The following is a 24,736-nucleotide window of genomic DNA, read 5'->3' as shown; positions in this document are numbered from 1 at the left end:
GACAGGTTTGAGCGACAAACCCGAGTCACGCACTTCTGAAACCCCCATCTTTCCACCTCGAATCGGTTCGTTCTTGCTCATGGCCAAATCGACCAGCAAAAGTTTGGTGATCGTCGAATCGCCCGCGAAAGCCCGGACGATCTCGAAGTTTTTGGGAAGCGGTTACCAGGTCGAAGCCAGCGTTGGACACGTTCGCGATTTGCCAGGTGGGGCCAAAGACATCCCCAAAAAGTTCAAGAAAGAACCTTGGGCGTACCTGGGAGTGAACGTCGAAAAAGACTTCGAACCGGTCTACATCGTACCGGCGGACAAGAAGAAACAAGTCGACAAATTGAAGGCCGCGCTCAAGGATGCAGATAGCCTGTATCTCGCGACGGATGAAGACCGCGAGGGAGAAGCGATCAGCTGGCACCTCTTCGAGTTGCTGAAACCGAAGGTGCCCGTTCATCGTTTGGTATTTCACGAAATCACGAAGGAAGCGATCCAACACGCGTTGGAAGACCCTCGTGAAATCGACGATGGTTTGGTTCGTGCCCAGGAAACACGCCGGATCTTGGACCGACTGTACGGCTACGACGTTTCGCAATTGCTGTGGAAAAAGGTCGGGCGTGGCCTGTCGGCCGGACGTGTGCAAAGCGTCGCGGTCCGGTTGATTGTCCAACGTGAGCGTGAACGAATCGCCTTCCACGATGCGACCTATTGGGATTTGGAAGCGATCTTCACGACCGACAATGGCGACTCGCTGCCCGCGATGTTGGCGACCGTCGATGGCCGAAAGATTCCCACCGGGAAAGATTTTGATTCGACCAACGGTCAATTGATCAATCCCGAGCTGTTGCAAATGGATGAGCAGCAGGCCAAAGAACTGAAGCAGAAACTCGAGAAGGAAAATTTTCGCGTCACGAAGGTGGAAGTCAAACCGTTCACCGAACGTCCCAAGGCTCCCTTCACGACCAGTACGTTGCAGCAGGAAGCCAACCGGAAGCTCGGCTTCACCGCACGTCGCTGCATGCAAGCGGCCCAGCGGCTGTATGAAAACGGTTACATCACCTACATGCGTACTGACTCGACCACGCTGTCGAAAGAAGCCATCAACGCGGCTCGGGATTTGGTACGCAGCGAGTACGGCGAGAAATTCTTGCACGACTCGGTGCGAGTTTACAAAGGCAAGGTCAAGAACGCGCAAGAGGCTCACGAAGCGATTCGACCCGCGGGTACCCCATTCCGTGTTCCCGGCGCGGTTCAGAACGAACTGGATCGAGACCAGTTCCGTTTGTTTGAACTGATTTGGAAACGAACGGTTGCTTGTCAAATGGCAGATGCCAAAAAGCAACGCATCAGCGTCACGATCGAAGGCGGCGGAACCACTTTCACCGCCAGCGGCACGAGCATCTTGTTCGAAGGTTTCTTGCGAGCCTACGTCGAAGGCAGCGACGATCCCGAAGCCGAACTCGCTGACAAAGAACGCTTGTTGCCAGCGGTCAGTGAAAACGATGGTTTGTCGGTCGCGACTTTGGATCCCAAGAGCCACACGACTCAGCCACCATCGCGTTTCAGCGAAGCATCACTGACACGTACGTTGGAAGAGAAAGGGATCGGTCGTCCCAGTACCTACGCGTCGATCATCGATACGATTCAGCGTCGTGACTACGTTTACAAGAAGGGCAACGCGCTCGTCCCCAGTTGGACCGCGTTTAGCGTCATTCGATTGATGGAAACCCACTTCGAGCCTTTGGTCGATTACGACTTCACGGCTCAGATGGAAGATTTTCTGGACACGATCAGCCGCCAAGAGGCTGAGTCCCTGCAGTATCTCAAACGTTTCTACTTTGGTGATGAAGCCGAACCAACCGGCGATGAAAAAGCTGCGATTGGTCTGAAGCCTCGTCTGGAAAGCAAGATCGAAGAAATCGATCCGCGCGTCACGGCGAAGTTCTCTTTGGGGATTCCAACCGAAGGCGAAAACCGTGAAGAGGTGTTTGTACGAGTCGGAAAGTACGGCCCGTTCTTGGAGCAAGGCGAACGCAAGGCTCCGATCCTGGATGGGATGGCACCTGACGAAATGACTCTCGCCCGTGCGATGGAGTTGTTCGAGGACGCCGCTCGCGAAGATGAGCCTTTGGGAGTTCACCCGGAAACGGGCAAGCCGATTTACATCAAAGCCGGTCGTTTTGGGCCTTACGTCCAAATGGGCGAGAAGGACGACGAAGAAAAGAAGAACGCGTCGATCCTGAAAACCATCGCCGTCGAAGACGTCGATTTGGAAATGGCCTGCAAGCTGCTTTCATTGCCTCGAGATCTCGGTGAGCATCCGGAAATGAAAGAGCCTATTTTGGCTCACGACGGACGCTATGGACCGTACGTCAAATGTGGCAAAGAAACTCGTTCCTTGCCGGCTGACAAGTCGCCTTTGGACGTGACGTTTGACGAAGCGATCGAGTTGCTCAAGCAACCCAAGACTCGTGGACGCGCCGCTCCCAAGGAACCGATCAAGAAGTTCGAAAAGCCAAGCCCGGTCACCGAGAACGAAATCAAGATCTTGGAAGGTCGCTTTGGTCCCTACGCGACCGATGGCGAAACCAACGCATCGATCCCGCGTGGCACCGATCCGAAAGAGATGACTTACGAGGGTGTTCTCGACTTGTTGGCCGAACGTGCCGCCAAGGGGCCGACGAAGAAGAAAAAGAAGAAGAAAGCCGTGAAGAAAAAAACGGCTAAGAAGGCAGCCAAAAAGAAAACGGCGAAGAAGAAAGCCGCGAAAAAGAAGACTGCCAAAGCAGCCGCGAAGAAGAAAGGCATCATCAAGAAGTCGTCGTGAGATACTCTGCCGAAGAGATCCAGTTGGCCCACGAACTGAAGGCGGCCGGGTTGCCATGGCAACCCGAGCCGGGACACTTCGTGTGGGACGGCGAGCCATTGATTGAGCACGATTCACCGTTTCACGATCGGGTTTTCTTTATTCTCGATCTAAAACACTTCTTGCGTCGCAGTGAATCGATGGAACGCTTGATTGCATCGATGGTCTGGTTGCCGACTTGGCAGCAAGTTCGCGAGCTGTTGGCCGGAATGGATGTCTCAGCCGAATCCATCCAGTCGCGATTGATCGAGTCCAACGCGTTGGCAAACGGCAACGAGCGTTTGGTGCTGTATCAAATGCTGATGGAAGCCTTGCCTGAGCGTTCTTGATTCGCTGCTAAGGCATCGAATGAGCGGCAGACGGCTGCCCACCCGCTTCGCTGAAGTCGCTAACGTTTCCAAAGCCAAGCTCCCGGGGCAGTTGTCATCAAGGATGCATGTCGGTCTCGCGGCGCGATCGCGAATTGGGTTTCACCATGTTTCATGGAGAATTGAAGAACCTGGCGTCGCGACCAAATTGGATCGAATCGATGACGAATTCTGGCCGATAAGAATGCCGCAGTAGCTTCACAATTCGCGACGTTGAGTTCAGTCGGTCGCAATGCCGCGTTTGCGTCACCACGCTCACATGTGTCTGAAGAAGTATTTTCAGAAAAATCGTTGTGGACGCTAAAGTCGTTGAAGTTGGTCAAGTGAATGGTCGATCAAAGCCAATGGAATGATCTGCTGTGATCAGATTATCCATCGAAACGTCCGTTTTACACACGTTTGAAACGGGCGGAGCCGGTTGCAATGGCCGGTCACGAATGCTCCTCATCGAAGTGTGAAACATGGACGCCACACGTCAGCCAAACGCAACTCGCAAGACTCGCCCAGCCAAGCGTGAACTCGTTTTCTCGTTGGTTGTGGGTGGTTGCCTCACGTTGACTTCAACCGGTTGCGCAACTCGTTCGATGTCCTTGGCATCAATGAATCCGTTCGCAAGCAAAAGCACGGCAACGGTTAGCGAACCCAACGAGGGTCCCAGCTTCATCGCTTCGGCGGGTGATTCGGTGGGCAAAGCTGCCGGTGGCGTCGGCACCGCGACCAAGAACGCTTGGGGCAAAACCACCGGCACGGTCGCTGGTTGGTTCAAACGCGAATCATCGGACGTTAACAGCGATCCACTCTCGTTGGAAAACGAACCCGGTCAATTGGAACCAGACGTCTTGGTTGCCAATGGACAACTTTGGGAATCAACGGGCAACTTGACCAAGGCCATGGAAAGCTATTCCAAGGCACTGGAAGATGCGCCAAATCACGCATCCGCTTTGACCAGCGTGGCTCGCCTTCACTTTCGCGAAGGCAACCATTCCAAGGCGGCTGAATTCTTCCAAAAAGCAATTGCACAGAATCCAAACGACGCTGCTCTGTACAACGACTTGGGGCTGACGTTGGGTAAATTGGGTCAGCACCCAATGGCCGTGCAAACCTTGGCCCGTGCGTTGGAGCTGGCACCCGGAACTTCGCGTTACGCCAACAACTTGGCCAGCGTGCATTTCGAGTCGGGACAAAGCGAACAGGCCTTCAAGGTGTTGGCGGCCAACAACAAGCCCGCGGTGGCTCACTTCAACATGGCGTTCTTGCACTACAAGAAAGGCCAGAACGCAGACGCTCAGATTCACCTGCAGCAGGCTGTCACGCATGAAGCCGCTGCGGCAGGTGACCCGGCCACCAAACGTGCCATCGATCGTTCGCGTGAGATGCTGGCTCAGCTGAACCCAGGATTGGGGACTACTCCGGCGGCCAACATCGCATCCACAGCGACTCCTGGCAAAAACATTGGTGCAGCGGCCGGCCCTGTGGCCACGGTTGCTTCGGCACCGGCTCACCTCGCCAATCAGACACCACCGAGCTACGCGGCTCCACCGAGCTACGCAATTCCTGGTGCGATGCAGCCCAACGGACAGCAACCTGTTGTTCCTGGCAGCAACTCAGCGGTGAGCTACCAAGACCCGAGTGCGGCTGCACCAGCGGAATCGCCCAAGTCGGACGCGAAAGCCGAGGGGACCGCTCCTGCCACGGATTCGAAAGAATCGACTCCACCGATCAATTTCAGTCTTCCTGAGTGATTTGGCCTGAGTGGATCGGATCGTTCTTCCAGGAGAAAGAATGAGTCGTGGGATTCCCGCGACTTGCTTTCGCCAGCACCACCGGCCGATTTTTGGCTCTCGATGTCCGTTGCGTGGCCGTTTTTGTCACCTTTCGGCGTTTCTGGGCCACTGTTCCGCTACCCAGCTTCGATCGCCCCTGGTATGACCTGCGGGCATGATTGACGCAGAATTCAAAACGGCCTTGGAACAATTCGGACTCGAGCTCGATGAGCCTCTGGGCATGTCGCTGCAGCAATACGCGCAGTCGCTGTGGCGGTACAACGAGCAGATCAACCTGACCCGGCACACGACGTGGGATTTGTTCGTCACGCGTGATCTACGCGATTGCTTGCAATTGGCTCAGTTGATCCAGCCTGGTGAAGAAGTCCTGGATATGGGCAGCGGAAATGGCGTGCCCGGCATTCCACTGGCGATGTTGCGGCCCGATATCGACGTCGCTTTGGCAGAATCGGTCGGCAAACGAGCCAAGGTGTTGGACGAGTTGGTGACCGAACTGAATCTGCCGGTGCCGGTCTATGCGGCTCGCGGGGAAGATTTGCTGGAAGATTTTCGCTTCACCACGATCGTCAGCCGTGCCGTTGGCAGTCTTCTCAAGTTCTGCCGCTGGGTTGAGCCTCACTGGAGTCAGTTTGATCGATTGTTGCTGATCAAAGGTCCCAAGTGGGTCGATGAACGGGGGGAAGCCCGTCATCACGGAGTGCTCAAAGGTCTCGAACTCCGCGTTGTCGCGACCTACCCGTTGGGGAGTGTCGCCCCCGAATTGGCGGAGGCCGAAGAGGCTGACTCGCCCGAGGCCGCCGACGCCAGTCGTGGCGTGATCTTGGAGCTGACGAAGAAAAACAAGGGCTGAGTTCGCTGGATCGAGTTCCGACTGGATCGATTCCGCACCCCGTTTATACTGCTGCGCTCAATGACGTGGCGAACCCGAATCGTTTTCACCTAATTTCGAATGTCTATGTCCGATTACAGCCTCACTCACCTGAAACAGCTCGAGGCCGAGAGCATCCACATTTTTCGAGAAGTGGTCTCGGAATTCCAAAAACCGGTGATGCTTTACTCGATCGGCAAAGACTCCGCGGTGCTGCTTCACCTAGCCTTGAAAGCCTTCCACCCGGCCAAGTTGCCTTTTCCGCTGCTGCACGTCGACACGACGTACAAGTTCAAGGAAATGATCGAGCACCGCGAAAATTATGTTCGTGGGAAGTTGGGTTTGGATGTGTTGGTCCACATCAACGAAGAAGGTCTGAAGGCCAACATTCCCCCGTGGGAAGACAGCGAGCGTCACACCGAGTTGATGAAGACGGACGCTCTGAAAGCGGCTCTGGATAAATACCAGTTCGACGCCGCCTTTGGTGGAGCTCGCCGTGACGAAGAAAAGAGCCGTGCTAAAGAACGCGTCTTCAGCTTCCGCGACAAGTCACACCGTTGGGATCCAAAGAACCAACGTCCAGAACTCTGGAACTTGTTCAACGGACGAGTCAACAAGGGCGAGTCCATTCGCGTCTTTCCCATGAGCAACTGGACCGAGTTGGATGTGTGGCAGTACATCCACATGGAAAACATTCCGATCGTCCCGTTGTACTTGTCCGCACCTCGCCAAGTCGTCAATCGCGACGGATTGTTGCTGATGCGAGATGACGATCGCATGCCATTGCTTCCGGGTGAAAAAGAAGAGACCCGCATGGTGCGTTTCCGGACTCTGGGTTGCTATCCGCTTTCCGGAGCCGTCGAAAGTGAAGCGACCACATTGCCCGAAGTCATCCAAGAGATGCTGCTGACCCGAACCAGCGAACGCCAAGGTCGAATCATTGACCAAGATGAAGGTGGCGTCGGCATGCAAAAGAAAAAAGAACGCGGCTACTTCTAGGAAGGGCGAAAGGGAAACAGAGACGCAGGACCACAGGTCTGCACTGCTGCCACACGCCCCTGAATCGCCCCAACTTGCTTTCCTACGCCCCAGTCCAAACGCCCCACAGTCCACACGCCAGCCTGTGGCCCTGCGACACTGAAATACTGAGACACTCCCATGAGCCATCAATCTGATCTGATCGCTACCGACATCGATGCTTACTTGAAGCAGCATGAGCAAAAGCAATTGCTGCGTTTCATCACCTGCGGCAGCGTGGATGATGGCAAGAGCACGTTGATTGGCCGTCTGCTCTATGATTCCAAATTGGTCTACGAGGACGAGCTGGCCAAGGTCCAAAGTGACTCGGTTCGGCAAGGCAGCGTGGCCGGTGGATTTGACCCATCGTTGTTCATGGACGGGCTGAAAGAAGAACGCGAACAAGGCATCACGATCGATGTTGCATACCGCTACTTCAGCACCGCGAAACGCAAGTTCATCATCGCGGACACGCCTGGTCACGAACAATACACTCGCAACATGGCGACTGGTGCCAGTAGCGCTGACCTGGCGATCATCTTGATCGATGCCCGTCACGGCGTGCTGACGCAAACTCGTCGTCACTCGTTCATCGTGTCTTTGTTGGGTATTCGCCACGTGGTCGTGGCGGTCAACAAAATGGACATCGACGGCGTCGACTACAGCGAAGATCGCTTCAACGAAATCTGCGACGATTATCGCAGTTTCGCGACACGTTTGGATTTGCCCGATCTGCACTTCATTCCAATCAGTGCGCTTAACGGCGACAACTTGGTCGACCGCAGCGAGAACATGCCGTGGTACACCGGCAGCACGCTGATGAACTTCCTGGAAACGGTCTACATCGGATCGGACCGCAACCTGCAAGACTTCCGGTTGCCGGTTCAATTGGTCAATCGTCCCAACCTCAACTTCCGCGGTTTCTGTGGAACGATCGCGTCCGGAATCATTCGCAAAGGCGAAGAGATCACGGTTCTGCCAAGCCGTCAGAAGTCCAAGGTCAAAGAAATCGTCACCTACGACGGCAACTTGGATGAAGCCTACGCACCGCTTGCGGTCACGTTGACGTTGGAAGATGAAATCGACGCCAGTCGCGGTGACATGATTGTCCGAAGTGGCAACCTGCCGCGAAGCGAGTCCGACGTCGAGGCGATGTTGGTTTGGATGAACGAAGAAGCGATGGTTCCGGGCAAGACTTACTTGGTCAAACACACCACGCAAACTGTTCCCGGGAACGTCGAAACGTTGGCTTATAAAGTTGACGTCAACGATTTGCACCGCATGCCGGCGCCTACGTTGGAGCTGAACGAAATCGGACGAGTTCGATTGTCGTTGTCCGCACCAATTCACCACGACCCGTACCGTCGCAACCGAACGACGGGAGCGATCATCTTGGTCGACCGCATCACCAATGCGACCGTCGCCGCCGGGATGATCCTAGATCGTGGAACGACTGGAAGCCACAAATCGGTTTGGGACGATGAAGTCTCCGCCGATGATTCGTCGGACGCACTGTCGACCGTCACATCGGAAGAACGAGCCGCTCGATTCGGACAGAAACCCGCCACCGTGTTGCTGACCGGTCTGACCGGTAGCGGCAAGACTTCTATCGCTCGGGCTGTCGAACGCAAATTGTTCGACGCGGGACGATCGGTTGCTGTGGTGGATGGCGAATTCGTACGTCGCGGATTGAGCCGAGACTTGGGCTTCAGCGCGGACGATCGCAGCGAGAACTTACGTCGCAGCGGTCACCTGGCTCATACCCTGAACGATGCTGGGCTGATCTGCTTGGCGTCTTTGGTGGCACCGTCTGATGATGTGCGTCAAAAAGTCGGCAAGCTGATCGGTGAAGATCAGTTCTTGGTCGTGCACGTGGCGACTCCATTGGAAGTTTGCCGCGAACGTGACACCAAGGGACAGTACGCGAAAGCTGATGCGGGCGAGTTGTCCAACTTTCCTGGCGTGACTGCAAAGTACGACGTTCCGACCAATCCAGACTTGGCCGTCGATGCCTCCACCACTTCCATCGCAGAATGTGCGGATGCGGTGGTGGAACTTCTGAAATCAAAAGGGTTCATCAAATGAGATGGTGTGTTGTTCCGGCAAGCTTCCTTGCCGCGATCGCGTTGGTCCAACCTTCCTATTCACAAGAATCTTCCGTGAACAGCTCGCAGTCTCTCCTTTCGAATTCACCGCTTCTGAAACCTTGGCCGGGACCTCATCGTGGGGTTCCGCCATGGAACGAGGTGCGTGTCGATGAATTCAGTGCTGCCTTCGACGCTGCGATCGAGCAGGCGGAGAAGGAAATTGACGAAATCGCGAACCAGTCCGCGCCGCCCACGTTTGAGAACACCATTCTCGCGATGGAAACCGCTGGCGAAGCGTTGCACCGAATCGAGGTGCTGTTCGATGTGCATGCGGGGAATTTGAATCTCGGGCCGATCCCTGATTTGGAACGCAGTATCACGCCCAAGCTGGCTGCCTACTCCGATTCAGTGACGCAGAACGCGGAGTTGTTCGCTCGGATCGAAGCAGTTCACAGCGATGTCTTTGAAAAGAAGACAGCAACGCTGGATGACGACGCAAAACGTCTGCTCGATGAAACGTTCAAGAACTTTGTCCGCCGCGGGGCTCGGTTGAGTCCGGAAGACAAATCCAAGCTGTCGCAGATCAACACGCGACTGGCTCGGTTGTTCACCGACTTCAACCAAAACGTTCTTGAAGAAGAGAAGGGTCACGTCACTTGGATTGATGACGAGTCGCGATTGTCAGGTGTGCCGCAGTCGACACGCGATGCGATGGCGGCCGCTGCCGAAGAAAAAGGTGGCAAGGCCAAATGGGCCGTGACCAACACGCGATCATCGATGGACCCGTTTTTGACAAACGCAGATGATCGTGAGCTTCGCGAACAGGTTTGGCGGAACTACTACTTCCGCGGCGACAACAACGATGCCCACGACAACAAAGCCATCATTCGCGAAATCTTGAATCTGCGTGCGGCCCGAGCCAAGTTGCTTGGCTATCCCACCCACGCTCATTGGCGAATGGAATCCACGATGGCGGGCACGCCCGATCGTGCGATGGAATTGATGATGAAGGTCTGGCCTCACGCCGTGCAGCGTGTCGCGACGGAAGTGGCGGACATGCAAGCCATCGCCGACGCAGAAATGGAAGCCGCTGGCAAATCGAAGATCAAGATCGAACCGTGGGATTACCGCTACTACGCCGAAAAGGTCCGGGCTGAAAAATACGACTTGGACATGGCGGAAGTGCGTCCTTATCTGCAACTCGATCGCTTGGTCGAAGCCATGATGTGGTGCGCGGATGAACTGTTCGGATTCCAGTTTCAACCTGTCGGGAATCTGCCCATCTTCCATCCCGATGTCACCGTTTACGAAGTGGTGCAGAAGTCCGACGGAAGCCACGTGGGACTGTTTTACCTGGACCCATTCGCTCGTGAAGGCAAACGCAGCGGTGCGTGGATGATGGATTACCGAGGCCAATCAGGATGGGATCTTGATCCCGCCTCCGCGGACGTACCCGTGCGGACTCCGATCGTTTCAAACAACAGCAACTTTGTTCCCGCTGCGGACGGCAAGCCGGTTTTGATTTCCTGGGACGACGCGACCACGTTGTTCCATGAATTCGGCCACGCTCTGCATGGACTGTCCAGTCGCGTTCATTACCCGTCGCAGTCTGGCACCAACGTCGCTCGCGACTTTGTTGAATTCCCGTCGCAGGTGTTGGAGCATTGGTTGTCGACGCCCGAAGTGTTGACTCGCTACGCAACGCACTACGAGACCGGCGAGCCAATGCCCAAAGAATTGCTCGACAAGATCGAAGCCTCGTCGAAGTTCAACAGCGGGTTTGAAACCGTCGAGTACTTGGCGTGTGCGATCCTGGATATGCAGCTGCATCAACTGCAGGCCGGCGACATTGACGTCAGTGAGTTTGAAAAGTCGGCGTTGGCGGAGATCGGCATGCCAGACGAATTGCCAATGCGTCACCGCTTGCCTCACTTCAGTCACCTGTTCAGCAGCGACGCTTACTCGGCCGGCTACTACAGCTATCTGTGGAGCGACGCGTTGACGGCAGATGCGGCGGAGATGTTCGTCGAGGCGGGAAGCTTCTTCGACGAGGAAACCGCTGCGAAGCTATTCGATCACATTCTCAGCGTCGGCGACACAATCGATCCCGTCGAAACCTACCGCAATTTTCGCGGTCGTGACGTCGACACAGAAGCCCTGCTCCGCAAACGCGGTTTCGCGGAATGAATCAAGTTGCCCATCTGCACTCGCGAGTGCTACGCGGTGGCGTCATGCAACCACCATTTGCCGAACTGTCCCAGTACGGCGTCGCATAATTTGCTTGCGTCGCATAAGTGATTCGGACAAACTGACGGGTGGTCGAACGGGGGACGGAGGGATCAGGTATCGATAGCCCACGGCTGTCGGGTATCTGGAAACCGCTTCTTACGCAGCGAGGCTAGCCGTGTGTTTGGCGTCGAGTTGCTCAGGTGACTAGCGGCCGAGCGTCCGGTGAACCTTGATTGAATTGCAAGAAGTCTCGATGTCGCAAATTGCAGTTGCCATGACTTCGTGGGTATCCGCGAAGGATGCGACTTTCGTCCCGGCGGGCTTCTGCGAATTTCAGTATCACGTGCATTTGGTATCTCAATGAAATCTTTCGTGTTTGTCCTTTGTTGCGTCTGGTGTTCCGTTCTGGTTGCTGAAGAACAGCGAACTATCACGGTCACTGCGGCTGGCGAAGTAAAGGTCACGCCAGATGTAGTATTGCTTGGGCTCGACGTTCGTACGCGAGAGGCGAGTCTTCTGGAAGCAAAACGCGGAAACGATGCGGTCTCAAGGTCACTACTGAAGTTGCTAGGCGACCATTCGGTCCCAAGGTCCAGCATAAAGGTGGACGATCTTGATGTTTCACCGTACTACGGTGAGTTTGGCGAGCGGCAAGAAACACCGGTTTCCTACAACTATAAGAGAGCAATTTCAGTGCGGCTGACGGACTTCGACAAAATCGAACCGATTTTGTCCGATGCGTTTGATGCTGGGCTCACGAACGTCTCACGCATGCAATTTCGTGTCAGCAGTCAACGAAAGCACCAGTTTGAAGCGAGGCGTTTGGCGGTGGCGAATGCCAAAGAAAAGGCTGGGCACCTCACTGAACTTGCGGGGATGAAACTGGGAGCGGCTCTGCAGATTGAGGAGCACATTGAATACAATGAAGTTGCGGCGGATTTTTTTATGTCTGCTGCTTCGCATGATGTGAATCGGTCGGTCGCGGAAAACGCTTCTCCAAATGAGAGGGCGGAATACACTCTTGTTGTCCAGCGTGACGACACTAACGCAGAACCTCTGGGACTCAATACGCCAGGTCAGGTTTCCATTTCGGCAGAAGTGAAAATCAAGTTTGAGATGTCGCCCTGAATGCTTGGTGGTGACGGTCCGATGTGTTGAAGTGGGGGGACTCAGTGTCAGCGATTGGTCTTGTTTTTCTACCATCATTGCTGCGATCTCATCGTCCCGATAGCACTGGGAGTTGCTCGACTAAACTTTCAGAAGGCATGCCCGAATGATAAACCCATACGAATCGCCTGATGGACACGCAAGCGTTGCCAACACCGTAGACGTTGCGAATGAGAAAACGTCCTTTCTCCAGCGTTTGATATTCGCAGTTTATTCAATCGTAGTTGGTGGTTTATTCGTGCCGATCACGTTCTTTCTGTCGCTGGGCGTTTTGGGCGTGCCATGCAACTGGTTAAATGTGGCTGTCGTCTTGGGTCTGGTGCTCGTCATGCTTTTCGTTCTGTATCGTTCCCGTACGTCGATCCTTCATCGTCGGTTATCGTCCACGACTAACTTTGTGATCGCTTGTTGCTTCGGTGGACTTGTCGGAGTTTCGGTATCCCAAATTGCGATTCTCACTCTTTTTAACGAATTACCGATATAGCTGGCGACCTGGCGATAGCGTTCCCGAACCGAATGGTGCCACCCACCAAACCTTGACTCCCAACCGCCGCTGCGTAGGATCCAATTGTCTTGTCAGTCGGTTCCGAGAGGGAGAGCTTTGCCATGCCGCGGCCTCAGCGATGTGAACAGTTTGATGCGAGCGAAGTTGGGATCGCACTCCACAAAGTGGCTGGCACCTTACAAGTTCGTTACAAGTTCGGGCCCTCGGTCGAATTGAATCCCTATGAATCGCCAACGCATTGCGATGCCGCCAAGCGGTTGCCGCCGAGTCGATACCCATTGCTCATGTTGCTGGCGGGCGTTTTCGGGGTAGCAAGTCTCGGCCTTGCACTTCTGATTGCGGTTGAATCAATCAACATGGCACAGCGACAGGGCTACGATGTTGAATTTACCAAGGGGATGATTGTGGCGGCCGGGTTTGCTTTTCTTGGAAGTTGCTGGGCGTTCTCGTGCCGGCTTTACTGGATAAGGAGACCGAGGTTGGCCACCGTGATCAATCTTGTTGCTTTTGGTTCTGCAGGTTTGTTCTGGACGCTTCTTGAACTCGGCGTCGTCCCTTGAATTCGCATTCCAATTGCATTTGCCTGTTCTGTTGGTCGTTGGGATCGTGCTTGTAGCGATCGTTGCAATCGGTGGTGCTCGAACACGAGGGGAAGTGACGCTTGCTGGCGGAGGTCTGGTGGCAACTGGGGTCGCCGTTTTGATTCTGTCGGCCCTGCTCACGTTTGCAACTCGAACACCGAAGGCGTAGGGCATCGCTCTGCTGTCACCCAGGGTGGCTGGTCAACGTCGAATAGATTTTCAAACGTTCAACTTGGTGTTTTGTAGTGAGAACCGTGCGTCTATTTCCTGTGCGTGGTACGACGCGGTCGCGTCGGCAATGGCGATACAGGATGCAGGTGCTTGGGACGGTGCTGATCTGGGCTCGTTGTGCAAACGCTACCAAAGTCGATTATTGCTTTGATCGGAGTGAGCCATTTCGATATTTCGATGAGGCGTTCCAGGAAGTCAAAAGCGAGTTTGTGCAACCACCCGAAGAGTTGCGACCGGATCTCGCACATGTGCTTTTTCTAAACGCAATTGATGGTCACCCGCTCATTCGCCCTTGGCGACGGTTGCTACGGTGGAGCTTCGGTTGGTACACCACCGCCCTTCTTCGCGTTCCTGATCCAGAAAATCAAACTGAGTCTGAATGGATGATGGTGGTGAACGGCGAGCATGCGGAATTCGAGTTGCTGGCCACTCGGCCACTTCTGTTGAGCGAATGAATGCGAACGGGATCGCGAATTGCGACGCTCCAAGCAGAATGTTTGCAGGTCCTGTCTTGGGGAATTGTTCGCGTTGCGTATCGTCCTAACGGATGCTTCAGCCACGAAGGGGCGAAAGGATGTGGCCATTGGTGTCAGCCAACGGGAACTGGCTTCCTGAAAGGTGGTATCAAGCACCGGGGATGAAATCAGGGTAGCTCACAGGCTGGAAGCCTATGCCACTTTTGTTAGCGTGTGGGGCGGTTGGCTTCGAGTTGTTTTTCGAGTTGTCGCATGCTGCGTGACAGCAAGACTCGGATGGAGACATCGGTTTTGCCGAGTTGTTCCGCGATTTGTTTGGTCGGCATGCCTTCGACGTATCGCAGCCGGATGACGGTTTGCTGTTCTTCGTTCAGTTGCCCGATGGCTTGGGACATCGCGTTGAGTCGAATGTTTTGGCTGACCACGGCGCTGGGCGAGGTCATGCTGGCGGCGAGCAATTGTTCCATGCCCATGGCACCGTCATCGCCACCTGATGCACCGCCGCCGTGAATCGATTGTTGCCGACCCGCGTCGCGGCGTTTCGCGTCGAAGTGGAATCGGTGGGCGTCGACCACGCGTCTGCGAGCGAGTTGCTGCAACCACTGCATCACCGAATATTGGTCCAGCGGCGCGGTCGGCAAACCTGAGATGGCGGCTGTCGCGATTTCTTGGATCAAATCATCGACTTCGACCAGCGCCAGCAGGTGTTCGCCGGTGATGGATTTCACGAATCGAAACAAAGAATCGCGATTCTGAGCGATGTACTCGCCCAACGCGTCGACGTCTCGTTGACGAATTCTCTGGATGAGCGGATCGTCCGTGGGTGGAGGCGATGAGTCGAGTGAGCTGTCGTCGTCCATCGTGATCACCGGAATGGGAGCCAGTCGAAGTCAGGCTGAGCAAGGAAGAGGGGCAAGAACGGTGCATGCCATCTTACCGAGGTGCTCGCTATCATGGGCACGCCGCACCGTTTTCCTGTTCGACGAATCTCGAAACACCCTTCCTGTGTCATGACGTCTCGACAGTCAGCCCAGCGTCGTGCATCGACCACCGCGGAAGATTCCACACTGGATCTGGACGAGATTCTGTTGGAGTGCCTGGAACGTTTGGCGGAAGACGATGAGGGTGGCGATCCGCGGAGAGTTTGGGAGTTGCTTCCCGCTCGGTTTCAAGGCGATGCGGCGGCGGGGGATCGATCGGGCCGATTTGTCTTGGTGGAAATGGTGAAGATGAGCATGGCCATCGCGGTGCAGAATGAATGCCCGCGCTGGTTGGACGAATACTTCGATGCTTTTCCCGGATGGTTTTCGGCAGAGTCAGCACCGTTTGATTTGGTGATGGAAGAGATTCAACTCCGTCGCGAATGTGGGCAGACTCCGGAACACGAGCACTATCGAAATCGGTTCCCGCATTTGGAACCGGTTTTGAAGCCGCTGTTCGATTCATCGGGCGATCAGCAAGCGTCCATCGCGAAAACGCCTCGTCGTGGGACGCCGATGGAGTTGGCCGTGGGAGCGGTGGTGGATGATTTTGAGATCATCCAGAAATTGGGTGAGGGTGCGTTCGCCCATGTGTATCTGGCTCGCCAAAATTCCATGTCGCGATTGGTTGCCTTGAAAGTCGCGAACGACACCGGGGACGAACCACAGGCACTCGCGCAGTTCGACCATCCGAACATCGTGCGAGTGTTTGATCAGCGTCAGGTGGCGGTCCATGATGATGAAGCGGCAGGTCGCTTGTTCGAGTTGCATTTGCTGTACATGCAATTTCATCCCGGTGGCACGTTGGCGGATGTTGTTCGCTTGGCTCGTTCGGTTCCACTTGTCCAGCGTGATGGTGGGATCTATTTGCGGGCGGTGGACCAGGCACTGCTCGAATCGGCGCAGGTGGTGCCGGATCGCTCGACCACTCGAGCGTGGTTGTCTGGATGCGAATGGCCCAAGGTGGTCGCGTGGGTCGGTTTGCAATTGGCGGACTCTTTGCAAACCGCACACGAAGCCGGCGTGTTGCACCGCGATGTCAAACCAGCCAACGTTTTGTTGACCGCAGAAGGTCTGCCGCAGTTGGCTGATTTCAATGTGTCGATGGCTGGGACTGCTGGTCGTGCCGGAGCCGCTTCATCGCTGGGCGGTTCAGTCGGCTACATGGCACCGGAGCATCTCGATGCGATGAGCATCACACGAGATGGGCGTCCCGAAAATGTCGGTGGGGCCGCAGATTTGTATTCGTTGGCGGTATTGCTGTGGGAATTATGGCAAGGCAAACGACCGTTTGATTGTTCGCATGAGACTCATTCTTGGACGGAGTTGTTGGAAGAGCAGCATGCGGCGCGGAAACGCGAATTGTTGGTTCCAGATCGGTTGGACACGCCGTCGGAACGCGTGCTGGAGAGCGTGCTTCGGTCCGCGTTGTCGGTGGATCCCGCGGATCGTCCGGAAAACGGTGCCGAGATGAGCGGTAGCCTGCGGTTGGCGATGCATCCAGAAGCCGCACGCTTGTTTGATCCGAAACCACGATCTTGGATGCACATGTTGGGGAATGTGTCGCCTTGGTGGTTGTCTGTGGTCTCGATTTTGCTGCCCAACATTGCCGCGGGATTCATCAATTACTTTTACAACCACAGCGAGATCATGCCGGAGGAGATGCGGCCGAGCCTGGATGAATTCGCGATTTGGGTGAATTCAATCGCGTTCCCCTTGGGTGTGGGATTGATTGTGGTTTACACGCGAGCGTCCGCGAGAGCATTGAAGGCGACTCAGCAGGGTGAATCCGTTGGAGAGGAGGAACTCAATTCCATGTTGCGGCTGGGGTATCGAGCCGCATCGATTGGAGGCACGTGCTGGTTGATCGCGGGATTGGTTTATCCGCTGTTGTTGAAGTCGAGGTTTGATGAATTCACCGATGGTCAAGCGGTTCACTTTTTCATCTCGCTGCTGATTTGTGGCGGGGTGGCGATGGTGTACCCGCTGTTCGCGCTGAACGTGGTGGCGACTTGCGTGCACTATCCCAAGATGATTCGACCGACGATGCGGGATCCAAAGTTCGAACGTCATGCTCAGCAAATGATCAGTGATAGCGAATCGTTTTTGTTGATCGCCGCCGTCATTCCGTTGATGGGAGCTGCCTTGATGGTCTTCAGTGAAGGGCAAACGAAAGAGTATCTGCTGATTGCTATCATCGCTGGCATGATCGGTTTGCTCGGTGCGTTCGCGAGCTATCGCATCATCGTTCGAACCTGGGCTGTTCTGGCGGAGGTGCTCTCCAACGAAACAACGGCCACGCCGCGTTGAGGCCTCGCCGTTGGTTCGAGGGAGACTTGTCGAAGCAAATCACTGCGAAGGGTTGTTGCCGTTCGGTGTGATTTGTTCGATTGCTGAACGCAGCGGATCTTGAGGTGAGACCGCGACCGCGGCGGGAGCCGGTTGATTGATTCCGCTGGTTTGCGGAGCAATGTTGGCTGGAGGTGCCGTGTTGGGCTGCACAGTGGTTTGCTGAGATGACGCTGCAGGAGCGACTTCCGTGACTGTTTCGACCGTCACCGCCTCGACGGTTTCGATTAACAAGGAATCCATCGAGAAGCATTTGCGATTGTTGAACTCGTTGCATTCGAAGAACTCGTCCCAGCTATCGATGATCACGGTCAAGTGTTGCAGGCCAATGATCAGCCCACCGCGGTTGCCCATCGCGGTTGCCCATCGCGAGCGTCTCAATCGGCAGCGAGACTTCGACTTGCAGGGCTCCATTGGCGGGGATTTGTCCAGCGACCACGGTGGTGCGAGGCGAATGCGGCAACGATTGTCCCAGCGAACCAATCGCTGTGACGTGGAAGTCTTTGACGCAGCGATTGCTTTTGTTGGCGATCACGATCCCGAAGCGTGGACCACAGGATTGATCGACGACGGGGAGTTGTTTGACTTCGACAATTTCCAAGTCGCCGATGTCATCAGGAGGAACGATGAAGCCCTGGCCTTGGCATGCGACGATGCCGATGGTCACGAAGGCGATGAACAGGATGGCCGTGTTGAGTGCCTTCACGGAAAAGGATGTGCGATACATGGGATTGAGCCTTGTCGATGTGGTGGTTGATTCATGAAAAAGCCCGGCAATCCACTGGTGGGATGTACCGGGCATGCCGTGCGATGTGGGTGATGCGTTGCTTTGGTGCGATCACTCGGTGAAGTGAATCACCGTGCTGTGAATCGTACTGCTGCGGCTCACCAGCATCCCCAGTAGCTTGTGTAGACGGGGGTGTAGTAGTGGTGCACAACGGGCTTGTAGTGCACGACTGGTGTGTAGTGATAAGACGAGTAGCTGTAGGGGCTGTAGTACGAGTTGTAGTGAGAGTAGCCGTAGCTGCGATGGCCATAGCTGCGGTACCCGTAGCTGCCACGGAAGCGACGGTAGCAAGCTGCGACTGCCTCTTCTGAATCGACTTCGTCTTCGCCGTCGTTGAGCAGTGATTCGACATCGGCCAGTCCGAGTTCCATGTCGTCGGCCGAAGCTTCGTCGATGTTCTCGATGTCGGCGGTGTTGTTGCTTTCGGCGGCAGCCAATCGAGCGAGCAGGTTGTCGTCGGCTTTCACGGCGGTGCCAACCAAGCAGAAGGTCATGGCCATGGCAGCGGTGATCAGAGTTCGTTTGGACATCGTTCAGTCTCCAGGAAGTTTGTTTTGCGGCGTTGTAAGAAAGTCGCCAGCGAGTGTGCCGCGTCGTTTCGCTGTCGTTCGTCTTGTGACTGAACGGCTAAGCGGAGGAGGCCCAAAGTTGTTACTGGAAAAAACGAATTTGTTTTTGAAACATCGAATCTGTAACAACGAACCCGAGGTTTCGCTTGGAAATCATCGCCCACACGCGTGCGTGATCCTTCTTTCCTCTGACAAACGAGCGAACCCATGCGTCTCACTCACCGAAGTCTTTGCCTGGCCCTGTTGTGCGTTGTTCTGCCCGCCGCTCGCGGTTTGGCGGATGACGAACTGTTCTCGAAGGTCGCGATCGATTCCGTTTTCACGACGGCTTCTTCTAAGTCGTCCAGCGAAGCCAACCAGGCCGCCATCACGATTCAGGCCGGAGCCGCGAAAGTGGACTCGGTCAAAGACCTGGACCAACTCTTTCCGCTGGCGAAAGAGATCGATGCCGATGCCGTTCGCGAATTCGGTGCGATTCGGTTGGTCAGCCAATCGGACAAATGGAGTTTCTCGACTCGGATGACCATCCAAGGCGATTCACCAAAGGTGGTCTTTGAAATGGCGCTCGTGACGCTCGGCGAAGCTTCCCTTGAGAATGAGCGAGCGATTTGGCTGTCGCTGATGGAAGCCGGGCAAGCGACCCAGGCGACTTTCTTTGGGATCAATCGCGAATCGGCGGAGGCTAGAAAGCAGGGGCAGTTGGTGCTGCGTTCGACGATGTCGGCTGTGGGGCTGACCACGGAATCGTTGCGGTCAAAACTGCAATCGCTCAGCCAATTCGCGGTGAAAAACTCAGCAGCTTGGTCGCAGTTTCGAGCCACACCAGCGGAAAACACGGCGAAAGCGGCAGTGGCTGAGTTTTCGCTGGTTGGACAATGGCTGGCGACTCCCGTGTCTGGTGAAGCCTACGCGATCGATCTGAAAGCGGCTTCGGAGGGATCGGGGACGTTCCAATTGGTTCACGTCAAGGATTCCAAATCGACGGTGTCGTCCGGCAAATACTCGCTGAAGGACGGCAAGTTTTCTCTGAAAGCGGACTCGGGAGATCCGTTGGTTTTTCCGCTGACGTGGAGCGACGCCGACCAGTTCGAGCTGGAAATCGGCACAGTGAAAGTGAATTTCAAGCGTCAGAAGTGATTTTCGGTAACACCCGCCGAGAGACCACGCTTGGTCTTTTGTTCCCTTTTCCGCACCACACCTGATCTGATGAGGTGATCCAATGTTTCGCTGCCGCCTGACTCGAATGCTTCGAATTGCTTTTCACCGTTGGATGTCGCTGCTCTGCCCGGCTGTCATGCTGGTCATCTCGCTTCAAACGACCAACGCCATGGCGGGCGGGGAAACCTACAAAAAAGTCCTTCCATCGACCGTGTGGATCATCACGGCGAATGGGGAAGACCAAACCTCCACCGGGACAGGCGTCTTCATCGATGCGGATAAAAAGCTGGTTCTGACCAACGCCCACGTGGTCGGTGACAGTCGCACCGCCGTGGTGTTCTTTCCCGAGAAAAAGAACGGCGAAACGATGGTCAAACGCAAGCAATACCTGGATTCGGTGCTGAAATTAGCTCAGCCCGGCCGGATCGTTGCCGTCGATCGCAAGCGAGATTTGGCCCTGATCGAGTTGGCGGAAGTGCCTGAACGAGCCGAAGCGATCGCGATGGCGGAGACGAGCGTCACGACCGGCGAATCAGTCGATCTGATCGGCAATCCCGGCGGTTCCGACGTCCTGTGGGTCTACACCAGCGGCACGGTCCGTTCGATCTATCAGAAGAAGTTCAAATCAGATCACGGCGAGCACGATTTTCGCGTCGTCGAAACTCAGACGCCCATCAAACCGGGTGACAGCGGCGGACCTGTCGTCAATCAAGCCGGCGAATTGATCGCGATTGCCCAGTCATTCTCGCCCTCGCAGAACCTGGTCAGCTACTGCGTGGACGTTCAGGAAATCAAGGCTTTCGTCAAAAGCCCTTGGAAAGCGGCTCCTTTGGGCACCAAGGTGGTTCTGAAGAATGCGGAGGTGGATTTCGAATTGCATTCGACCGGTCACTATGAGGTCAAGCAGAAGCTTTCTTCGGGGACGACGCAGTCCGTTTTTGTTGCGAAGGACACTGAGTACTTCCAGCGTGCGGACGTGCGAAAGGTTTGGTCGTTGGTTTCGGTCAGCAGTGACGAGCCCTCGGCCGAGCTGATGATGCGGCTGATGCGTCAAAACTCAGCGACCAAGATCGGTGGCTGGGTCGTGGAAAAGAACGGTGCGGGCGAGTTTTTGATCCTGTATGTCGCGAAATTGGATGCGACCGCACCTGATGAAGCGGTGGCGGCCTCGATCGATTATGTCGCTCGAATTGCCGGAGCGATGAGCAAACAACTGGAATCCAAGACGAAGGAAAAGGCCACACCCGAGTCGTCGACCCAGACGCTGGCGTCGTGGTTGGCTAAGTGAATTTTGGGCATTCAAGAAAATCGAAGTTTCTCTGTAACGCATTCAGAAGTCTGCCGCTTGGCAGTTTGTAAGGCGAAGACATCGCCGCGACGCGAATTCAAACTTTCCAAAGACCGGAGACAGAACGATGAAAATTCAAGCTAAAAAATGGATCTTGGCCGCTTCCGTGATCAGCACCGTTGCTGGAACAGCCGTCGAAGCCCAAGCCTGTGGCGGAGCCCGTCGCAGCGGAGTTTCGCGAATCGTGTCGCAGATCCACTCGTCTCGCACGACCAATCGCTACCCATCGTCGACACCTCACTACTCGTCGATCCAGCCCACCTATCGTCAGGCTCCGGTTTATCACAACGCTCCGATCAGCGTTCAGCCTTCGCCGGTCGCTTCGCAGTCGTTCGCAGGTCAGCCTGTGTCCCGCCAGCCTGTTTCGGGGCAACAGTTCGCTCCGCAGCAACAGGTCAGCCAACCATCGCTGAGTCAGCAACCCGCCCCGAACAACTTCGCCGGCCAGCAGGTTCAAGGCTCGCAAGCTGCACCAGCGCGTCAGGCACCTGTTCAGCAACAGGCAGCAGTGCAGCAACAGGCACCTGTCCAACAACAAGCTCAAGCCCAACCTGCCACCCAGGCTGCTCCCGCGACTCAGCCTGCTGCATCGGCGGAAGCATCGGCTCTCGCCATGTTGGCCTCGATCAATCAACGTGCTGCGAAGCCAACCCAAGCGACCGCACCGACTCAAACCGCGGCACCCGCACCAGCCGCCGCACCAGCAACTCAACCAGCAGCGGCTTCCTCGCAGATCCCTACGTTTGGATCGGCCACGCCGGCTTCCAGTGTCAGCTCGCCTGCCCAACCTCATGTGGGATCGTGGAACGTTTCTTTGCCCGGTGAGCAATCGGTGTCGCTGGAGTTGAACTCCGATGGCTCGTTTGTTTGGGTTGCTTCCAAGTCGGGAAAGACCAGCCAGTTCTCCGGCCAGTACCGATTGGATGGCGGCAGCCTGACTTTGGTCCGCTCGCAAGATCTTCAAAAGATGGAAGGCACTTGGACGGCCAGCCAGAACGGTGGCTTTGTCTTTCGAGTTGGCGGTGGCACCAACGGTGGACTCAACTTCACACGTTCGTGAATCTTCGATCGACTATCATGCAGCGGTTCCATCGTCCCGCTGCATGAGGTTTTGAAGTGCACAGAATTGTTGACTCGCGAATCGCACTCGTTGCGATTCTTTTCGTTTGTGTCGGTTCGGTCACCGCACAAGATTCGACCGCGTCTAAACACGCAACTCAAACGTTCAAAGACTTGCTCTACCGGACCGGGGACGATCTGACGGAGTACGAGAAGCAGCGTTGCCGTCTCGATCTGATTCATCCGACCGATGAAAAGGGATTCTCGACCGTGGTTTGGTTCCACGGCGGCGGACTGACCGGTGGAAACAAATCCTTTCCCGAAGGTTTGCTTGATCAAGGGATTGCCGTTGCAGCGGTGAATTATCGCTTGCATCCCAAAGTCAAATCACCGGCGTATGTGGAAGATGCCGCGGCCGCGGTGGCATGGGTGTTCAAGAACATCGAGCAATACGGTGGCGATCCCAAACGCATCTACGTCAGTGGTCATTCGGCCGGCGGGTACTTGACCAGCATGGTCGGATTGGATCAACGTTGGCTCGCAGAGCATGACATCGACGCCAATCAGATCGCAGGTTTGATCCCTTACAGCGGTCACACGATCACGCACTTCACGGTTCGCAAAGAGAACGGCATTGATGGTCGCCAACCGGTCATCGATGACATGGCACCGCTGTTCCATGTTCGCAAGGACGCTCCGCCGTTGCTATTAATCACTGGCGATCGCGAACTCGAAATGCTTGGTCGTTATGAGGAGAACGCTTACCTTTGGCGGATGATGCAAGTCGTCGGTCACCCTCATACCAAGTTGATGGAACTCGACGGATACAACCACGGTCAGATGGCCGAGCCTTCCCATCCGTTGCTGCTGCGGTTCATTCAGGAACTGGAAAAGGAGTGACCAAGCCGCACACGTTGCCGGGTTCCAAGAACGCTAGGTGAGTGATGCCGTAGGTTCGAATGTCCCAGTCGCCAGGCGGCAGTTGTTCCAGGTCAAACGTGTTGTCGGTCTCGACGACCAGCACGCTGCCGGGAGGAGCGTATTGCTGGACTCGGACGATGATCGATTTCAGCTTGGGATAGTATTCCGGGTCGGTCCACATTCGATACGGCGGACTGAGGAAGACGATCCAGGCGGTGTCGTCTTCCGGACTGGATGGCTTCAGCAATTGATCGGCCAACGCGAATGCGTCGCCCGTCACCAAGCGGACTTTGTCTTCAATGCCGAGCCGCTCGGTCGTGTCGCGAATTTGGGCGATCGCCTTTCGCATCGGTTCGACCAGGACGGCGCTGGTGGAACCGCGGCTGATCGATTCCAGGCCCAGCACACCGGTGCCGGCGAACAGATCAAACGCGATCGTGCCGCGACAGGCTCGGCCCAAGATGTTGAACAGATTTTCGCGAACGCTGTCACGCATCGGGCGAGTGAATTCCTCGCCGTGATAGGTCACGGGGCGGCCACGCATGTCACCGCCGATGATTCTCAGCTTGGTTGGCTTGCCGTCATCGGTTCCGCCCTTGAGGTTTCGTTGCTTGGGCTTGCCGCGTCGATTGTTGGTGCGTTTCGATTTCATCGAGACATCGTAACCTACGATTCCGTCCCGCCACAGGTCTTGGAAGTGCCGGACTTGGGGTACTGCGGCGACTTCGCGACCACGCGAAGGTCGGATACCGGAACCTGGCAGATCCATCGAGTTCCGGTCTCGTGCGGAATCGATTTTTGAAAAGTGGTTGCCGAGAGCGGCGGTGAGTTCTCCGAGCCGATGAGTTGCAATCGGAGGAGATGGCGGCCACCCAAATCACGTCGTTCCAAAAGAGTGACTGGAAATTGCCACACGCCCAATTCAGTGACGGTTGGCATCGCTTTCTCATTGAGATCTGGCTCAACCAATTGGATCGCTTCCGGACGGATCATCAAAGCGAGCTCATTGGTTGAATCAGGCGGCGACGATTGGAGGGCTTCGCCGAGTTTTGGACAGGACCGAAACACTTCATCCAGCGGCAGCAGATTGCACGGAGGTGACCCAAGAGCGAACGCAACGTCCGTGCAGTTGGGCGACTGATAGATCTCCCGTGGTGTTCCGGTTTGAAGGATGCAACCGTTCGACATGACAACGATTTTATCTGCCAAACGCATTGCCTCGTCGCCGTCGTGGGTCACATGAACAAACGTCGTCGATTCAGTTTGGCCAGAAACTTCAGCCAAATGCTGCATCAAAGATTCAGCTGCCAATCGGTCGATCGCCGCCATAGGTTCGTCAAGCAAGCAAACCGATGGTTCTCGGATCAGCGTTTTGGCGAGAGCTACCCGCCGTCT

The 24,736-nt window shown here is 55.6% G+C and carries 20 protein-coding genes and 1 pseudogene; 15 read left to right on the top strand and 6 right to left on the bottom strand.

Annotation, left to right across the window (positions count from 1 at the left end):
- The first annotated feature begins 7 nt into the window (after positions 1 to 7).
- From topA to B2R17_RS18375, 10 genes are all read left to right on the top strand, one after another.
- Entirely contained in the window at positions 8 to 2,818 is a 2,811-nt protein-coding gene (gene topA, locus B2R17_RS18420) for a type I DNA topoisomerase (RefSeq protein ID WP_008666735.1), read from the top strand.
- Positions 2,815 to 3,186: a hypothetical protein gene (locus B2R17_RS18415; protein ID WP_008666736.1), complete on the top strand. Its 372-nt coding sequence runs from the start codon at positions 2,815 to 2,817 to the stop codon at positions 3,184 to 3,186. The genes topA and B2R17_RS18415 overlap by 4 nt, the downstream gene beginning before the upstream one ends.
- 500 nt (positions 3,187 to 3,686) lie before the next feature.
- On the top strand, positions 3,687 to 4,967 hold the full coding sequence (locus tag B2R17_RS18410) for a tetratricopeptide repeat protein (protein ID WP_008666741.1): 1,281 nt from the start codon (positions 3,687 to 3,689) through the stop codon (positions 4,965 to 4,967).
- A 196-nt stretch (positions 4,968 to 5,163) separates the two neighbouring features.
- Positions 5,164 to 5,859 (top strand): 16S rRNA (guanine(527)-N(7))-methyltransferase RsmG, encoded by a 696-nt coding sequence (rsmG, locus tag B2R17_RS18405; protein ID WP_008666748.1) that lies wholly within the window; start codon positions 5,164 to 5,166, stop codon positions 5,857 to 5,859.
- A 105-nt stretch (positions 5,860 to 5,964) separates the two neighbouring features.
- A complete protein-coding gene (gene cysD, locus B2R17_RS18400; protein ID WP_286765107.1) occupies positions 5,965 to 6,876 on the top strand; it encodes a sulfate adenylyltransferase subunit CysD in 912 nt (303 codons plus the stop codon).
- Between the two features lie 159 nt (positions 6,877 to 7,035).
- Entirely contained in the window at positions 7,036 to 8,979 is a 1,944-nt protein-coding gene (gene cysN, locus B2R17_RS18395; protein WP_008653289.1) for a sulfate adenylyltransferase subunit CysN, read from the top strand.
- Positions 8,976 to 11,168 carry a M3 family metallopeptidase gene (locus tag B2R17_RS18390; protein ID WP_008666752.1) on the top strand — a complete coding sequence of 731 codons (2,193 nt, stop codon included), beginning with the start codon at positions 8,976 to 8,978 and terminating at the stop codon, positions 11,166 to 11,168. The genes cysN and B2R17_RS18390 overlap by 4 nt, the downstream gene beginning before the upstream one ends.
- Before the next feature lie 402 nt (positions 11,169 to 11,570).
- On the top strand, positions 11,571 to 12,338 hold the full coding sequence (locus tag B2R17_RS18385) for an SIMPL domain-containing protein (RefSeq protein WP_081610955.1): 768 nt from the start codon (positions 11,571 to 11,573) through the stop codon (positions 12,336 to 12,338).
- Positions 12,339 to 12,950: 612 nt separating this feature from the next.
- Entirely contained in the window at positions 12,951 to 13,442 is a 492-nt protein-coding gene (locus tag B2R17_RS18380; RefSeq protein WP_158453545.1) for a hypothetical protein, read from the top strand.
- A gap of 275 nt (positions 13,443 to 13,717) precedes the next feature.
- Complete coding sequence (locus B2R17_RS18375; RefSeq protein ID WP_158453546.1) at positions 13,718 to 14,149, top strand: hypothetical protein; 432 nt, start codon at positions 13,718 to 13,720, stop codon at positions 14,147 to 14,149.
- Positions 14,150 to 14,376: 227 nt separating this feature from the next.
- On the opposite strand, the gene B2R17_RS18370 is transcribed toward B2R17_RS18375, so the two are convergent.
- Positions 14,377 to 15,030 (bottom strand): RNA polymerase sigma factor, encoded by a 654-nt coding sequence (locus tag B2R17_RS18370; protein WP_037251323.1) that lies wholly within the window; start codon positions 15,028 to 15,030, stop codon positions 14,377 to 14,379.
- Positions 15,031 to 15,180: 150 nt separating this feature from the next.
- Between B2R17_RS18370 and B2R17_RS18365 the strand changes: the two genes are divergently transcribed.
- On the top strand, positions 15,181 to 17,460 hold the full coding sequence (locus B2R17_RS18365) for a serine/threonine-protein kinase (protein WP_286765106.1): 2,280 nt from the start codon (positions 15,181 to 15,183) through the stop codon (positions 17,458 to 17,460).
- A 39-nt stretch (positions 17,461 to 17,499) separates the two neighbouring features.
- Here the strand turns inward: B2R17_RS18365 and B2R17_RS18360 are convergent, their stop codons facing one another.
- The 3 genes from B2R17_RS18360 to B2R17_RS18350 form a co-directional block, all read right to left on the bottom strand.
- Positions 17,500 to 17,742, bottom strand: a complete 243-nt coding sequence (locus B2R17_RS18360; RefSeq protein ID WP_286765105.1) for a hypothetical protein — start codon at positions 17,740 to 17,742, stop codon at positions 17,500 to 17,502.
- 52 nt (positions 17,743 to 17,794) lie between these two features.
- Positions 17,795 to 18,226, bottom strand: coding sequence for a hypothetical protein (locus B2R17_RS18355; RefSeq protein WP_286765104.1), 432 nt, complete (start codon positions 18,224 to 18,226; stop codon positions 17,795 to 17,797).
- Between the two features lie 158 nt (positions 18,227 to 18,384).
- A complete protein-coding gene (locus B2R17_RS18350; protein ID WP_008653266.1) occupies positions 18,385 to 18,816 on the bottom strand; it encodes a hypothetical protein in 432 nt (143 codons plus the stop codon).
- A gap of 246 nt (positions 18,817 to 19,062) precedes the next feature.
- Between B2R17_RS18350 and B2R17_RS18345 the strand changes: the two genes are divergently transcribed.
- From B2R17_RS18345 to B2R17_RS18330, 4 genes are all read left to right on the top strand, one after another.
- Positions 19,063 to 19,992 carry a hypothetical protein gene (locus tag B2R17_RS18345; RefSeq protein ID WP_236615708.1) on the top strand — a complete coding sequence of 310 codons (930 nt, stop codon included), beginning with the start codon at positions 19,063 to 19,065 and terminating at the stop codon, positions 19,990 to 19,992.
- 82 nt (positions 19,993 to 20,074) lie between these two features.
- A complete protein-coding gene (locus B2R17_RS18340; RefSeq protein WP_008666763.1) occupies positions 20,075 to 21,301 on the top strand; it encodes a S1 family peptidase in 1,227 nt (408 codons plus the stop codon).
- A 127-nt stretch (positions 21,302 to 21,428) separates the two neighbouring features.
- Complete coding sequence (locus B2R17_RS18335) at positions 21,429 to 22,421, top strand: hypothetical protein (protein ID WP_008666764.1); 993 nt, start codon at positions 21,429 to 21,431, stop codon at positions 22,419 to 22,421.
- Between the two features lie 56 nt (positions 22,422 to 22,477).
- Complete coding sequence (locus tag B2R17_RS18330) at positions 22,478 to 23,320, top strand: alpha/beta hydrolase (RefSeq protein ID WP_008666765.1); 843 nt, start codon at positions 22,478 to 22,480, stop codon at positions 23,318 to 23,320.
- On the opposite strand, the gene B2R17_RS18325 is transcribed toward B2R17_RS18330, so the two are convergent.
- On the bottom strand, positions 23,295 to 23,993 hold the full coding sequence (locus B2R17_RS18325; RefSeq protein WP_008666766.1) for an RsmD family RNA methyltransferase: 699 nt from the start codon (positions 23,991 to 23,993) through the stop codon (positions 23,295 to 23,297). The genes B2R17_RS18330 and B2R17_RS18325 overlap by 26 nt on opposite strands.
- A 14-nt stretch (positions 23,994 to 24,007) precedes the next feature.
- Positions 24,008 to 24,736: pseudogene (locus B2R17_RS18320) on the bottom strand (sugar ABC transporter); the annotation flags it as partial.

Source organism: Rhodopirellula sp. UBA1907, from assembly GCF_002337565.1.
GTDB classification, from domain to species: Bacteria; Planctomycetota; Planctomycetia; order Pirellulales; family Pirellulaceae; genus Rhodopirellula; species Rhodopirellula europaea.
This window is presented reverse-complemented; position numbering and strand designations above follow the sequence as displayed.